Raw genomic sequence first — 14,341 nt, 5'->3', positions numbered from 1 at the left:
GCTCGTGTAGCGAGGAAGCGTCATGACCCTGGCTACGCGCGTGGCCGAAAATACTTTCCTGCCCGGAGGGCCACGGGCGACGGTACTCTCGCCATCACCGCATGACCGCTCTGCTCTGCGCGCTCTCCCTCGTCGTCCTGACCCAGGCCCCAGCGGTGTCGGTGTCCTTCGACCTTCGCTCTCTTTCCGAACAGGACTATCGGCGGTGGGACGGCGTGGAGCTGGAGCGAAAGGTGGCCCTGCGGTTGATTCAGGAGGGCTTCGCGGTCGTCTCTCCACGGAGTCCGGCGCAGCTTCGCCTGCGCGCTAGCCGCACTCCCGAAGGGCTGTTGCTCGAGGCCGCCGGGCCGCGGCAACGGGTCGAACAGGGCGTTCGAGTAGGGCGGGGTTCGCTCGCGGAGCTTCATCTGGAAGTCGCACAGAAGCTCTCCGAGATGACGCGGGCGGTGCAGCCCGAGCCGGAGCCACCTCCGCCCGAGCCCGCGCTCGCGCCTCCCGTGGAGGTGGCTGCCGCCCCATGGCGCTCCGAGCTGGACCTGAGCCTGGGGCTGGGGACGCTCTGGCGTGGAACCGGGGTTGATCCGCTCCTCCTGCTCTCCGTCAGGCGTGGCTTGCAGTCATTCGGCCTGGAGGCGGAGGCGGGGCTCGGGGTGTCCCGCGAAGCGGCGCTGACCGTGTTCGAGGCGCAGGGTGGCGCCTTCTTCAGTTATCGGCGCTCCGTGGCGGAGCGCCTTCAGCTCGAACCTGGCGTAGGCGCGGGCCTCGTCCTCCACACCTTCCGGCTCAAGGACGCCTGGGTGTCGAGCCAGAGTGGTACCCAGGTGTCTCCCGCGGGCTGGGCCAGGATGAAGCTCCGGTGGCGGTTCACCGAGCGTCTCGCGGCGGAGTTGCGCGTGGCCCTGGGGCTGTTGCGGCCCGTGACGCATGTGCGCGAGGGCGAGACGCTGTGGTCTCGGGGAGGCGCGAGGCTCGAAACCGGCGTTCAGCTTTCCTGGGGGCAGTAACCTTCGAGGAAAGTTTCTCCGGCTTCATTCGTAGGTCGTCAGGTGATGGATGTCGCGTGCTCTCCACTCCAAGGCCCCGCCCGCCCTGCCTGACCGGCCTGTGTCATTCGACACGCTCTACGAGGAGCACGCCGAGGACGTCTACGTCTGGGCCCTGCGGTATGCGGCCGGTCGTTCGGGCTGGGCCGAAGACGTCACCCATGACGTCTTCCTCAAGGCATGGGAGCACCGGGCCTGGCTGCGCGAGGAGGATGTGAGGGGCTGGCTCTTTCGCGTCACGCAGAACGTGGCGTTCTCCGCCCTGCGGCGCGAAAGGACGTTTCGACAGCGCATCGCAGACATCTTGTCTCCGGTGCAACCCGCGCAGACGGAGTTCACGCCGGAGACGGCCCTCGTGCGGCGAGAGGCGGTGCGCAGCGCCACGGCGACGCTGGACCGCTTGCCGGGGCAGGAGCGGGTGGTGATGGCATTGAAGATCCTGGACGACCTGAGCCAGCGCGAGATTGCCCAGCTCCTCTCCCTGTCAGAGGGCTACGTGTCGAAGTTGATCAGCCGCGCCCAGGGCCGTCTGTCGGCCTGGGGATGGAAGGTGGACGATGGCTCCCCGTGACTTCCGCGAAGAGCTCCGGCGTGAAGACCCGCTCCGCCGCGAGCAAGGGATGCCACCTGCCGTCCGGGCCCGGCTGTGGTCACGGTTGCGGGACGCACGCGAGCCGAAGCCCGCATGGCACCAACGCCCCGCGTTCTGGGGACTCGCCGCGTCGGCCGTGGCGCTGGCCCTCGTGGTGTTCTGGATGCGCGCCCCCTCCGCACGCTCCCTGGGGGGACTCGAGCTCGCGCGGGCCAGTGCCGACCTGAAGGTGCGGGAAGACGCCGCGGGTGTGGAGATTCAAGAGGGCGAGGCCGCCCTGATGGACGTGGCCCGAGGCATCACCCTCCGGAACCAGGGGCCGCTCGTCGTTCGCCGTGAGCCGTCCGGGGTGCGACTCGTCCGTGGGCGCGCGGAGTTCGCGGTGGATCACCGCCAGCCAGGTGCGCCTCCTGCCGTCGTGCTCGTGTCAGGCGGTGCCATCGAGGTCATGGGCACGCGCTTCACGGTGGAGGAGCGAGGGGCGGGAGGCGCGGTCACCCTGCACGAAGGCGCCATTGCCTTCCGTCGGCGCAGCGGAAGCGTAGTTCCCGTGAGGGTGGGGCAGACGTTGGAGTGGCCGGTGGCCGAACCCGCCGAGCCAGCCCTTCGCGAGCCAGTGCCTCCCGAGCCGGAACGGCCCCAGCCACTGGCGACGCCCAGCACGAAGGCTGCTTCCTCCCGCGCTCCCTCCACGCCGGTTCGTGCTCCGAGCGCGGAGGACGTCTTGCGAGAGCTGGAGGTCCTTCGCGGTCGGCACGAGTTCGAGCAAGCGGCGAGGTACCTCGAGGAGTCGATGCGCAAGCAGCCCGTGGCGACGCGGGAGCGCCTCAGCTTCGAGCTGGGCTCGTTGCTGACGTACCAGCTCAAGGACGCGCAGCGCGCCTGCGCCCACTGGGCCCGGCACGAACAGCAGTTCCGGCGTGGGCACTACGCGGAGGCGGTCCAGCGTGCCCGTGGGACGCTGTCCTGTGAGGGCGAGCGATGAAACCGGGGCGCTGGAGCAAGCTGTTGCTGGCAGCGGTGCTGACCGCCTGCGAGCCCGCCATCATCGACCATTCCCCGACCTCCAATCTGCTCGATGCCGAGACGGCCTCCCTGGAGACGGGGCTCGGAGCCTGGAGTGCGTGGTTCTCGGTCACTGTTGTGAGAGCGCCCACCGCCGCGAGAGAGGGCGAAGCGGGCATGCGCGTGGAGGTGACCGAGCCATACGGCTGGGGCGTCCACCTGGACAACTGGCCGGGGTTCGCGGCATCGCCAGGGGCTCACCGCGCTTCTTTCTGGGCACGTGGGACGCCGGGGCGCTCACTGGTCGCCGAGATGCGGATCAGCTGGCGCGACTCGGGCGGCCGGGAACTGCAGGCGGAGACACTCTCCAGCCCTGTGCTCTCTGGAGAATGGGTTCGGACCGCTCGCGAGCTGACGGCGCCGGCCGGAACGGAGCGGGTCTCCGTGGAAGTGACCGGCGCCGAAGGTGCCCCAGGCGATGTCATCGAACTGGATGTCCTGGTCGTCCAGGCCTTGGGCGCACCTTGATCAGAAGATGCCCTGTCCCGGCGTGAGGACGCGGTCCGGGTCGTAGAACCGCTTCGCGTGCTCGAACCGCTCCCAGTAGGGATGGAAGTGGCGGCGCCAGTCGGCGGGGCTCAAGGGCACGGCATCCACGGGATAGATCTTCCCGCCGATGGCCGTGAGCCGGTCGAAGATGGCGCGGTTCTTCTGCAGGAGGGATGCGACGTTCTCCGGCGTCGGTGGAATGGCGGTGCGCAGCAGCGAGAAGAGGAAGACGTGTCTGTCGTTGGGAGTGCGCAGGAAGGGCGTGGTCAGCTCCGAGGCGCGGAATGGGTAGAGGAGGATGGGCCCCTGTCCCATGTCGGCCTCGGTGGTCTGCGAGAGGACCTCCTGGACGAAGGACTCGGCGGACCGGGCGGGGACGAACATATCCAGCCACGGATGGGGGAAGCCCCAGACGCCGAGTTGCTTGAGCAGCTCGACCAGCGGCGCGAGCCGGTTGGCGAAGTCGAAGTAGCTGCCGTCGCTCACCTGGAGTGTTCCTGGCTGGAAGCCCAGGCCCGCGAGCAGTCTCGCATCGTGCGGCTCCGAGCCCGGGGTGAAGTACTTCACCACCTCGAGCTGGTACGCCCGACCTCCGTTGGAGGCGACGGCGGAGCCCTCTACGTAGTCGAAGCGACCGTCCTCGATGAGCCGCTGCTGGTCCTCCATGAAGCGGTGGAGGTCGTTGTACAGCGCGATGTATGTCCGAGCGCGGGGCTGCACTTCGACGAGCCGTACCCTTGCTCGCACGATGATGCCGAACTGGCCCAGGCCCGAGCGTACGGCGTCGAACAGGGGCCGCTCACGCCAGCGCGAGCACCGCACGAGCTCACCCCGACCCGTGACGACGTCCATTTCCAGGACGTTGTCCACCTGGAGGCCCCAGCGAAACGCCTGTCCGCCGATGCCCCCCGCCGACAGCGTTCCACCGATGCTCAGCTCGATGTAGTCGGTCAGCACCGGCGGGCTCTTGCCGCGGGGGAGCGAGGCCTGGAGCAGTTCGTGCCACCGGACGCCCGCATCCACCCAGGCGCTGTCCTCGTCAACCTCGTGGATGGTCGACAGCGTGGACATGTCGATGACGATGCCCGCCGTCACCTGGGACTGGCCGAAGGTGCTGTGGCTCTCACCGAGGCCCCGAGCGGCGGCGATCTTAATGCCCTGGCGCCGCGCGAAGCGGACCATGGCCACAATGTCCTTCACCGAGCCGGGAACGAGCACCGCCCACGGCGTGCGGTGGAGGATGTGACCGAAGTCCTCCGCGGCGGCGGTCCGCGACGCTGTGTCCATCAGCAACTCGCCATCGAGTGGCGGCAGGGGGACTGCGCCAGCCTCCAGCGTGGAGGCCCAACTCTGGCTCATGGGATTGAATGCCACTGCCACCAACGCACCTTGGAGCAACGTCCTCCGGGAGACGGTTCGACTCGACATTCACTCCTCCTTCCATGTCAGAGACTTCTATCCCGAGGCCACCCCCTCAACAATTGCCCTCTCTGGACGTCCAGCCCCGACCTCGTCCACGTGCATCACTCGGTCCTCCCGCGCCTGGAGAAACTCCGGCGAGGGGCCGTCCAGGAGTGGGGTGGGCGAGGTCACTGAAGCTGAAATGCCCGGTGCCGTGGATGCTTGCCGCGTAGCCATGGGCGCGCAGCTTTCGGAAGAAGGTGGCCTGGCGCACAACCCGGAGGCACCCGTCAGCGTCCCTCCTCCGCATCTCGAGCACGCATCGGCTCAGTCGGTTGAGGTCGAGACGAACTCGATGCACGAGGCGGGCAGCCCGGAGTCGGGCCGGGGGGCGACCAGCCTTGTAGGGAGCTGTTCGGTCGCACAGCAGCGTTCGAGATAGGCGACCACGCGTCTGCCTTCGTCGCTGTCCGCGGACACGTGCATCGGCTCGTTGGCCGGATTGATGACTGCGGGCAGGAAGCCGGCGGAGATGCGCCCGGACGGCGCGATGTGGATCACCGCCGCGCCGGTCAGCCTGGAGTCCGGGTGAAACGGCAGCAGTGGGTAGCCCTCCCGCGGGCGAATCATGAACTCGCCGAACTTGCGGGCCCATGCCGCCATCTCTTCCGGCCGTCCCACACCCAGGTAACCGTCTTTCGCGAGGCGCGCCGCGAGGTTCGGCAGGTCGAACACATAGTGTCCCAGCCCGTAGAAGATGGGTTTTCCGGAATGAAACTCGACACCGCGGAGCATGTGATGATGGTGGCCCACGACGACGTCGGCCCCGTGGTCGATGGCGAGCCTGGCCGTCCGTCGTTCGTGGTCGGTCAGAGAGAATGGCTGGGTGGAGTCACCCCAGTGGAAGCTGACGACGACGATGTCTGCCTTCGCGCGTGCTTCGGTGATGCTGTGGATGAACGCCTTCTGATCCTCGACCAGCGGCTCGGTGCTCACCACGGGGGCCATGCCTGGATTCCATGCGTTCAGGTCCACGGGAGTGTATCGGGTGTGTGCACGGAAGGGTGCCAGGCCGGGGACACCCGGGCGCGCCTCATAGCCGTAGGGAAACACGGAGCTGAAAGCCAGAAAGGCCAGCCGTGTTCCATTGCGCTCGAGATACGCGGGCGCGGTGGCCTCCGCGAGATTCGCGCCCGCGCCCGCCGTGGCGATGCCCAGGTCGGCCAGTGTCCGGCGCATGGACAGCAGCGCGGCATGTCCCCCGTCGAGACTGTGATTGTTGGCCAATGACATGATGTTGAAGCCCGCCTTGGCCAAGGGTGCGGCGTTCGCCGCGGGCGCCGTGACCGTCGAGCCGGCGCTGGGGGCACGCTGGATGTCGTCGCTGAAGACGCCCTCGCAGTTGCCGAAGACGACGTCACCGGAGCGCAGGACGTCGCCGGCGGAGTGGAAGGCCGTCGCCGGGTCGTCGCGGTCCACGAAGACATCGCCCACCGCGAGGATTGACAGTCCGGATCCACCGGGATGAGCGATGTTCTTCGAGGCCACGGTTCACTCCTGAATCCTGCGCGGATGCGTTCCTCGTGCCTTCTACCAAATGAGGGTGCCGCGGATGCTCATTCCAGGAAGGCTCAGCGGACTCCGACGAAGTCGATGCCCGCCGAGGAGATCTGGTCATTCCAGGGGCCTCCCGCGACGGAGTTGATGTCGCCCACGCTCTGGGTGGTGCTGAGGCACCTGCCCGTCCGCGAGGGGTGTTCGCAGAGGGTCGCGCGATAGGGGCCGAGGATCCTGACGGAGGACAGGATGTCATCGAAGCCCAGGTCGCCCAGGAAGCCGACGCCGGAGGTGAGATGCAGGATGTTGCCTTCGAACTGGCCGTGCTCGTAGAGGTACACCCCATCCGCGGCCGAGTAGGCCTGGATGGCATACGTGTAATCCCCCTGCGTGGCCTTGTAGCCCGTCCCATAGTCAGAGTACGCCCAGTTGCTGAGTCCCCCGGGTGCCTTCTTCACCACCACGCTCCAGAGCTGGAAGGGGAAGCGTGAGCTCACCCGACCATGCAGTTGGAGGGCGCGGTCGCTCGTGCCACCCGAGAGAGCCCCGAGCTGTGAGTTCACGAAGCTGCCCAGGAATCCGTTGCTCACCGCGCTCGTCACCGTCCGAGAGGTGAAGGCGAGGTGCGTGTAGTCATCCATGGTGTCGGATTGGACGTAGCTTCCATCCGTGTGCATCCAACCCGCCCAGCTTCCCTTCAACGCCAGGGCATGCCAGATGCGCCCCGGGGCGGCATTCTGGAGAAACGCATGGATGCCATACCAGCGGGCCTGTGCGTCGCCGCCCAGGGTGTAGGAGATGTTTCGGAAGGCGGTGCCGAAATCGCCTGGCAGGAGGCCGGCGGAGGGGAGCAGCCGGTAGTTGAGGGCCAGGATGGCGTCAATCAGCCCCGCTCCCGGGAAGTCCATCATCACGACGCCCGCGCGCTGGACGTTGCCGCCCACCAGGTGGTCGATGGCGTAGTCATTGACGCCCCGGATGGCCATCCCATCACCTCCGGCCACCACGTTGGGGAAGGCCGCCACGGAGGAGCCACTGAGGAAGTTCACATACAGCGTGGGAGGGGCCCCTGTGTTCGTTCGCCCCAGGTGGTCCCGGACCTTGTCCCACTTGTTGTCGATGTCGAAGATCGTGGACACGGTCCAGTCATCCTGGAGGGCCAGCGAACCCCAGTTCACGCCGTAGGCTCCACCGCCGAAGTTGTCCAGGATGACAATCTTGCCACGCACCTCCCCGAGCGTGGGCACATGGGTGCCTCGCCAGACATAGGGGCTGTAGGCGGGCTGGCTGCGATACCACTCGAAGGTCTGTTGGAAGCTCCGGCTATTGCCGTCCGGGGTGTGTTCCTCCTTCACCCGCATGAGAATGGTTTCGCCGGGATGGTCGCGCAGGAACTGGGTGGTGGTTGTCAACACGTCGTCGAAGTTGGCGTTCAGGTAGACGACGCCATGGTGGATGGCGAACCGGTCGCCAATGTGGCGACACCGGATGTCCAAGGCACGAAGCCCCGCGTCCAGCTGAGCCCTCAGGCTCAGGGATTGGGTCTGGGTGAGGGCACCGCCCGTCGAGGTGAACGCCATGGAGTCATGGGTGCCCGGCAGCGACAGGGAAGCGAGGCTCGCCGAGCCGGGCATCCAGCTCAACCAGTCGGGATGACTCGTTTCGATACTGCCGGAGTGGTTGTAGTAGCGCCCACGGGCGGCGGCGGGGGAGGTCGCGAGAAGCGCGAGGAAGAGCATCGCCGCCGCGTTGCGCAGTCGGGGGGCAGGAAACGTCCGGTGGGACATGGGGCCTCGGGGGAGGAGGGGGATGCGTGGGGTGAAGGCAGCCACACGCGAAGTGTGCGCTGTTACCTGGGACCTAAGCAGGAATGGACGCGGGCCCCCAAGAGGCTTTGTACTTCAAGGAAAAAGCCCGGCAAACCCTGGCGCCTCGGCACCTCTGCTCCAGCCCCCACCCTCAACAGGCCTTCTCTTCGCCCGATGCGTTCGAAGCCGCCGGGCGCCTCGCAGTTCGCGCGGGGCCGTGTGGAGTCCGCGTCCATGCAGGGCACGGGGACGCGGATGGGGAAGGGCATGCGACCTCGAAGTGCAGCTCACTCCTCCTGGAGGATGAGCAGGCCCCGGTTCGTGTCCACCACGTAGATGAACCCGTCCCCGGGCACGCGGATGCCAATGGCGTTCGAGAAGAACTCGGAGCCCGTCCGGGGCGGCGGGGTGTTCTGGGACGTGTTGAAGTACGCCACCTCGCGCGGTCGGGGCGGCACGGACACGTCCAGCACGCGCACGCCCTCCTGGTAGTACGCGATGTAGAGCTTCGTGCCCGCCAGCACCATGTTGAAGCTTCGGCGGGCCCAGGGCCGTCTCCACGCACCCGCCGCAGCCGCAGAACTCCGGCGTTTACTTCCTGCGCTCTCGTCTCGGCATCGTCGTGGACATCCTTCGGTCACCTCATCTCGGGTGTCCACAAAACCCGGGAAGGCTCACCCCACCGGGTGCCCTTACGTACGCCAGTTCCCGTCTACGGCCTCCCCGGTTGGGACAGGCGAAGACATCCAGCGCGGAAGTCCGGTGCGGCACTCAAGATCAGACTGGTGTCAGGATTGCGCGTCTTGCTCGCGGCCGTCACGTTGCGGCTGCTCCAGGCATGGTGCGCCGTGCGGTCACGTGCGCAGACAGCTGCGAAATGACGACTCCCTGGGCTGGGATTGAAGTCAAGGTTCTCCAGAAAGGAAGTCATGGCCACCACCTACCGGATTCACCCCGCGATCGGCATCGCGCGCGTCGGCAACAGCCCCGAGTTCTTCATCGGTCCGGAACGCCTCCGCGAGCGGCCGGAACCGGTCGGTGGCTTCAAGGACGCCCAGTGCCGCGTCAAGCGCCAGGCAGCGCGATTCCGCGTCTTCGCGCACCACGACGACGGTAGCGTCGAGGAGATCACCGACGCCCAGGCCGAAATCACCTGGACCGTGCACCTGGTCAACAAGAAGGCCACCTATCCGGGTCGCGGCAACAGTGAGCCGACTGCTGACCTCACCATCGATCCAGGGGCGCGAACCACCACCGGTCCCAATCAGCAGAGGCTGTTCGACAACGGCGTGATCCGCTTCTCGGGGGATCCGGTCACGACCGTGCCGCTGGGCGAGATGCGCAGCGACGACGAGAACCATCTGCTGGTGCTGGGCGGCGCGGGCATGTCGGCCTCTCCGGGCGGCAATGCCATCATCGGCTTCTGGGGCAATGCCGGTTGGTACGACGACATCTCCGACGGCCCGGTCTCCGCCGCGATCACCCTCCGCGCAAACAACGCCACTCCGGCCGTCGTGGGCGCGTGGGTCATCTGTGCGCCGCCCAAGTTCGCGCCGCACCAGGACAGCGCGACCACCCTGTACGACCGCGTGCTGCAGGCCATGGTGGACGCAGGCTTGGCCACCGCGCCCAGTAGCAGCACCTACACCCAGGACATCTATCCCATCCTGCAGCGTGCGCGCGACATCAAGTGGGTCTACGACACCTACGCCCACAACTGGAGCGACCCGGTGACGCTGCCGACGATGCGCACCGCTATCTTCAACAGACTGCGCCCGGGCGGCAACATGCCGCAGCTCATCAACGACGACTCAGCGCTCACGAATATCCAGTACGCGCACATGGAGCGATGGAAGGACGACAGCAATTTCACCAACGACTGGGCCGGCGTGCCGGCTCCCGAGGCCACGGTGTCTCCTGCCGGCATGGATCGCGCCGCGCTCGAAGCCTGTGTCGGCGGCGCCTTCTTTCCCGGCATCGAAGCCGGCGGCCTGAGTGAGGGCAACCGCCCCATCGTCGAGGCGGCGTTCTACAGCGAGGCGTTTCGCATCAATCACGCCACGGTCACGCCGGGCAGCATCAGCGCCTCCATGGCCTTGCCCTGGCAGGCCGACTTTTTCGCCTGCGGCCTCAACTGGTGGCCAGTGCCGCGCCCCAACGAGGTGATTCCCCAGGGCACCAGCAACTACGAGAGCTGGGTCCGCGGCATCGGCGGCTACGAAGACATGATCGCCAGGTGGCACACGCTCGGCTTCGTGGTGCAGCAGGGAGGGCAGCATCTGGAGGTGGGGCGCTGCGACACCGCGTCGATCACGCTGTTGACGCAACAGCTCGACTTCATCGACATCCCGCAGGGCCCGATGGGCATGGTCCGCGAACAGCCGCTGGCAATCACCTTCGAGGTGATTTCGCCAAGCTCGACCATCACGCTCGAATACGCGCCGGGCGGCGCACCCATGCATGCCCAGCTCGTCGCGAACAACATCGCGGTCACCGTGGGGCCGACCACCGGCAGCAGCGTCGCCCCCGCACGGCTGTGGATCATCTACCGCACGGGCATGGCGCCCTCTGCGATACCGACGCAGACCGTGACCGTCCGCGAGCCGGTGAGCGGCCAGACCTGGAGCATCACCATCGACGCCAACACCATCGCGCGCAAGACGGCAGCCGTGGCCCTGGTGCTCGACCGCTCGGGCAGCATGGCCGAGGATCGCGGCGACGGCCAGAGCAAGCACGTGTCGCTGCAGCAGGCCGCCGAGACCTTCGTCGACGTGATGCTCGAAGGCGATGGCGTGGGCCTGGTCCGCTACGACCACGACGCGCAGGTCGTGCAGCAGGTGCTGCAGGTGGGCACGGGCGGCATCTCGGACCTCAATCGCAACAACACCCTCGACCTGATCCGCGGCAACAGCTTCGACCCGGCTGGCAACACGTCCATCGGCGACGGGATCTTCGAGGGCCGGCAGATCCTCGACAACGCGACCGGCAACTACGACGTGAAGGCGCTCGCCGTACTGACCGACGGCATGGAGAACAGCCCGCGCTACATCTCCGACGTGGCCGCCTCGATCAACGCGCAGACCTATGCCATCGGCTTCGGCACGCCGCAGAACACCAGTGCCGCGGCGTTGCAGACGATCTCTGGCAACAACGGCGGCTTCCTGCTCGTCACCGGCGCCATTGGCACCGACAACCGCTTCCTGCTGCAGAAATACTTCCTCCAGATCCTGGCTGGCGTGAGCAACGCCCAGGTGGTGCTCGATCCCGATGGCCAGTTGGAGGAGGGCGACGTGCATCGCATCCCGTTCCAGCTCACCGAGGGCGATACGGGTGTGGACGTGATCCTTCTCAGCCCCTTCGTGAGGACGGTGGACTTTCGCCTGCAGACGCCCAGCGGCCTGCTCCTCGAGCCGTGGCGGGCGCTCCGCGAGCCGGCCATGCGCTACGTGCTCGGCAACGGTGTCAGCTACTACCGGCTGGTGCTGCCGGTGCAGCTCATCCCCAATCGCTTCGACCAGGGCGGCACCTGGCATGCGCTGCTCAAAGTCAGCCGCCCGCGCCTCGAGCCCAGCAGCGACAACGAACAAGGCATCGACCGCACCATCGCGCGCCGCCTGCACGCCAGCCGCGCGCAGCGGCGGCGCGCCCAGCCATCGCTCGTGACAAACGAGCTGCGGCGCCGCTTCGCCGTTGCGCAAGGCGCCGCCGCGGGCGCGGAGGCCTTCAGCCATGCGCTGGCGGGTCCAACGACACGCGAGCCGACCCGCGAGGAACGCGGCAAGCTGCCGTACAGCCTCATCGTTCAGAGCTATTCGAACGTGTCGCTGCGTGCCGAACTGCGCCAGAGCGGCTACGAGCCCGGCGCGGGCATCCAGGTGCAGGCCACGCTCACCCAATCGGGCATTCCCCTGGAGGGCACCGGCCTGGTGTGGGGCGAACTCACGCGGCCCGACGGCTCGCAGAGCACCTTGTCCTTCCAGCCGGAGGACGATGGCCGCCACTCCGCCAGGTTCGTGGCCGACAGCTCGGGGGTGCACAAGCTGCGCGTGCGCGCTCGCGGACGCACACGCAAGGGCATGCCATTCATGCGCGAGCAGACCTTCACCGCGGTCACGTGGCGCGGTGGCGACCGCGACGCGGAGACCGGTGCCGGCGGTGGCGAGCGCTTCATGGATGCGCCCACCGAACGCGACGATCGCCTGTGCAAGCTGCTCGAATGCGTGCTGCGGCGCGGTGGCGCCATCGGGCCCGAGCTCGAGAAGCGCCTGCGCGAGGAAGGCCTGGACCTCGAACACATCCGCCAATGCCTCGAAAGCCTTTACGCAAGCGGCGGCAATCGCCGCACGCCACGGGAGGGTTGAGTCATGACGACCGAGCCGAGCGGCGCCCTCTTCGACGTGGCGGTGGTCGGCGCCGGACCGGCCGGCTCGGCCACGGCGCGCTGGCTGGCAATGCAGGGCTGGCGGGTCGTCCTGGTGGAACGCACGCGCTTCGAGGCACCGCGCATCGGTGAGTCGCTGGCGCCCAACGTGCAAGAACCGCTGCGCGCGCTCGGCCTGTGGGACGAATTCATGGCGCTGCGGCCCTTGCCCTCATGGGGCACGCGCAGTCTGTGGGGCGACGCGACCGAGCAGTCGCACTCGCATCTGCTCAGCCCCTACGGCTGCGGTTGGCACCTTGACCGCAGGGCCTTCGATCGCATGCTTGCGCACGGCGCGGAGGCCGCGGGCGCCTGCCTGCTGGAAGGCGTCGCCGTGCAACGCAGCGTGCACCAGGAAGGTTGCTGGTGGCTGCGGACGACCCCTGACACCGGGCGAGGGACGGCGTCGCAACAGACCTTGCGCGCCCGGGTGTTGATCGACGCCACCGGACGGCGTGCCCACGTGGGACGCGGTCTGGGCGCGCGGCGCATGCTGTTCGATCGGCTGGTCGGAGTGGCCGTGCGCTGGGCTGATGTCGCCCCCGCCGAACGCGGTCACCTGCTGGTGGAGGCCGTGCCCGAAGGCTGGTGGTATTCAGCGCCCCTGCCCGGTGCCGCACAGCACGAAGACGGCGCGATGATCGCGATGTTGATGACCGACACCGACCTGTGCGCCCGGTCGCGGCTCTCCGGGGCCGAGTCCTGGCAGGGGATCCTGGGTTCGGCCGGTGCCACGAAGCAACGCATCGCGGTGGCGCGTCGTGTGTCGACGCCGCAGGTGAATTGCGCCCACAGCCAGCGCCTGCTCCGCGAATGCGCGAGCGACGCCAGCCCATGGCTGGCGGTGGGCGATGCCGCGCTGGCGGTCGATCCGATTTCGGGCAGCGGCGTGCTGCGTGCGCTGCGCACCGCGCGCGCAGCGGCCGACACCGTCGGCGAATTGCTGGCCCGCTCCCATGCTGTGCGGGGCGCGCTGGCCGCGTATGAAGCCGAGCGTGACAAGGAATGCACGACCTATCTGCTCGAACGCGCTCGGTACTACGGCGCCGAGCAGCGCTTCGACACGCCGTTCTGGCAGCGCCGGCAGGTGCTGCGGCGCGTCCCAGGCGATGCCGGCAACCCGACGTTGTCAGCCATTGCGGCGGCGTCCTGAGTCCGTCCTTGGCCAGATCAACGTCAACCGCTGTCACAACGCGAGGCCCCTGCTCCAGCGCTACGCCCAGGGGGACGTCCTGCGCTTTGGGACTGTCTGGATGAAGACATGCGTTCCTCCTCCTGGCCCGACTGCTGACACGGAGGGCGGCCAGCACCGTTCCTCGTTTCCGAGGGAGGTCTGCTTGAAGCCTGCTCTAACGAGACCCGTCCATGTCATCGCCACACTCACGCTCGCCGCCGTGGCCAGGGAGGCGGTGCTGCGTGGTGCGGACATGTTCGACTGCATCATCCCGACGAAGATGGCGCAGCAGGGGTCTCGTACACGTTCAAGGGGCTGGTGCGCATGATCCGCACCTGCGTACCGGCTGTCCGAAGAGCCGCTGGACGCGACGTGCGACTGTTACGTGTGCACGAAGTACACGCGCGGGTACCGGCAGCACCTGCTGCGCGGCAAGCACCATCTGGGCTCGCGGATGCTGTCCGTGCACAACGTGCGGCACTACCCGCTGCTCATGGCGAAGCTGCGCGAGGGCATCCTGCGGGGCAGCTACGAGCAGGTGCACCGCGAGCCGAAGGCGTCCATCGCCACGCCCAAGGAGCTGACGGAAGAGGCGGCCGCGGGCGAGGTGACGTTGAAGGAAGCCGGTTGGGGCAGGCGGCCACGCCCAGGCCGCTCCCGCTTCTGGCGCAAAGCCGACACCGGCCCTGCAGGGCAGGAGGCTCGTCGCGAGGCGGTGACCATGCTCCCGCGCGCCCTCCATCCAGGAGCTGGCCCGCGGGAGATCCTCGCGGTTTGTAGGCGGGGGTGACC

General features: G+C 67.8%; 11 protein-coding genes. 7 read left to right on the top strand and 4 right to left on the bottom strand.

From position 1 onward, the window contains the following. Positions 1-101 precede the first annotated feature (101 nt). The 4 genes from D7Y04_RS27875 to D7Y04_RS27860 are packed head-to-tail and all read left to right on the top strand — an operon-like array spanning position 102 to position 3,168. On the top strand, positions 102-1,004 hold the full coding sequence (locus tag D7Y04_RS27875; RefSeq protein ID WP_121761233.1) for a hypothetical protein: 903 nt from the start codon (positions 102-104) through the stop codon (positions 1,002-1,004). A 49-nt stretch (positions 1,005-1,053) separates the two neighbouring features. Further along, positions 1,054-1,614 (top strand): RNA polymerase sigma factor, encoded by a 561-nt coding sequence (locus D7Y04_RS27870; RefSeq protein ID WP_121761232.1) that lies wholly within the window; start codon positions 1,054-1,056, stop codon positions 1,612-1,614. Then, positions 1,601-2,620, top strand: coding sequence for a FecR domain-containing protein (locus D7Y04_RS27865; RefSeq protein ID WP_233601607.1), 1,020 nt, complete (start codon positions 1,601-1,603; stop codon positions 2,618-2,620). Before D7Y04_RS27870 ends, D7Y04_RS27865 begins: the two co-directional genes overlap by 14 nt. Then, positions 2,617-3,168 (top strand): hypothetical protein, encoded by a 552-nt coding sequence (locus tag D7Y04_RS27860; RefSeq protein ID WP_121761231.1) that lies wholly within the window; start codon positions 2,617-2,619, stop codon positions 3,166-3,168. Before D7Y04_RS27865 ends, D7Y04_RS27860 begins: the two co-directional genes overlap by 4 nt. Here the strand turns inward: D7Y04_RS27860 and D7Y04_RS27855 are convergent, their stop codons facing one another. The 4 genes from D7Y04_RS27855 to D7Y04_RS27840 form a co-directional block, all read right to left on the bottom strand. Next, complete coding sequence (locus tag D7Y04_RS27855) at positions 3,169-4,548, bottom strand: FAD-binding protein (RefSeq protein WP_233601606.1); 1,380 nt, start codon at positions 4,546-4,548, stop codon at positions 3,169-3,171. A gap of 369 nt (positions 4,549-4,917) precedes the next feature. Continuing rightward, positions 4,918-6,138: a CapA family protein gene (locus D7Y04_RS27850; RefSeq protein ID WP_199749740.1), complete on the bottom strand. Its 1,221-nt coding sequence runs from the start codon at positions 6,136-6,138 to the stop codon at positions 4,918-4,920. A gap of 83 nt (positions 6,139-6,221) precedes the next feature. Continuing rightward, positions 6,222-7,934 carry a phosphatidylinositol-specific phospholipase C domain-containing protein gene (locus tag D7Y04_RS27845; RefSeq protein WP_121761229.1) on the bottom strand — a complete coding sequence of 571 codons (1,713 nt, stop codon included), beginning with the start codon at positions 7,932-7,934 and terminating at the stop codon, positions 6,222-6,224. Between the two features lie 308 nt (positions 7,935-8,242). Then, complete coding sequence (locus D7Y04_RS27840; RefSeq protein WP_121761228.1) at positions 8,243-8,482, bottom strand: LVIVD repeat-containing protein; 240 nt, start codon at positions 8,480-8,482, stop codon at positions 8,243-8,245. A 402-nt stretch (positions 8,483-8,884) separates the two neighbouring features. On the opposite strand from D7Y04_RS27840, the gene D7Y04_RS27835 reads away from it, so the two are divergent. The 3 genes from D7Y04_RS27835 to D7Y04_RS45210 all read left to right on the top strand — a co-directional run bounded on the left by D7Y04_RS27835 (position 8,885) and on the right by D7Y04_RS45210 (position 14,339). After that, positions 8,885-12,316, top strand: a complete 3,432-nt coding sequence (locus D7Y04_RS27835) for a LodA/GoxA family CTQ-dependent oxidase (protein WP_121761227.1) — start codon at positions 8,885-8,887, stop codon at positions 12,314-12,316. Positions 12,317-12,319: 3 nt separating this feature from the next. After that, positions 12,320-13,528 carry an NAD(P)/FAD-dependent oxidoreductase gene (locus D7Y04_RS27830; RefSeq protein WP_121761226.1) on the top strand — a complete coding sequence of 403 codons (1,209 nt, stop codon included), beginning with the start codon at positions 12,320-12,322 and terminating at the stop codon, positions 13,526-13,528. A 367-nt stretch (positions 13,529-13,895) separates the two neighbouring features. Further along, a complete protein-coding gene (locus D7Y04_RS45210) occupies positions 13,896-14,339 on the top strand; it encodes a tRNA-guanine transglycosylase (protein ID WP_255428725.1) in 444 nt (147 codons plus the stop codon). Positions 14,340-14,341: the final 2 nt, after the last annotated feature.

This window comes from Corallococcus sp. AB038B (genome assembly GCF_003668955.1).
Classification (GTDB): Bacteria; Myxococcota; Myxococcia; order Myxococcales; family Myxococcaceae; genus Corallococcus; species Corallococcus exiguus.
This window is presented reverse-complemented; position numbering and strand designations above follow the sequence as displayed.

What these genes read in the sequence shown, in the direction of transcription:
- D7Y04_RS27875 (WP_121761233.1), top strand. Translation starts at nt 102, where the DNA reads ATGACCGCTCTGCTCTGCGCGCTCTCCCTCGTCGTCCTGACCCAGGCC.
- D7Y04_RS27870 (WP_121761232.1), top strand. Translation starts at nt 1,054, where the DNA reads ATGTCGCGTGCTCTCCACTCCAAGGCCCCGCCCGCCCTGCCTGACCGG.
- D7Y04_RS27865 (WP_233601607.1), top strand. Translation starts at nt 1,601, where the DNA reads ATGGCTCCCCGTGACTTCCGCGAAGAGCTCCGGCGTGAAGACCCGCTC.
- D7Y04_RS27860 (WP_121761231.1), top strand. Translation starts at nt 2,617, where the DNA reads ATGAAACCGGGGCGCTGGAGCAAGCTGTTGCTGGCAGCGGTGCTGACC.
- D7Y04_RS27855 (WP_233601606.1), bottom strand. Translation starts at nt 4,548, where the DNA reads ATGAGCCAGAGTTGGGCCTCCACGCTGGAGGCTGGCGCAGTCCCCCTG.
- D7Y04_RS27845 (WP_121761229.1), bottom strand. Translation starts at nt 7,934, where the DNA reads ATGTCCCACCGGACGTTTCCTGCCCCCCGACTGCGCAACGCGGCGGCG.
- D7Y04_RS27840 (WP_121761228.1), bottom strand. Translation starts at nt 8,482, where the DNA reads ATGGTGCTGGCGGGCACGAAGCTCTACATCGCGTACTACCAGGAGGGC.
- D7Y04_RS27835 (WP_121761227.1), top strand. Translation starts at nt 8,885, where the DNA reads ATGGCCACCACCTACCGGATTCACCCCGCGATCGGCATCGCGCGCGTC.
- D7Y04_RS27830 (WP_121761226.1), top strand. Translation starts at nt 12,320, where the DNA reads ATGACGACCGAGCCGAGCGGCGCCCTCTTCGACGTGGCGGTGGTCGGC.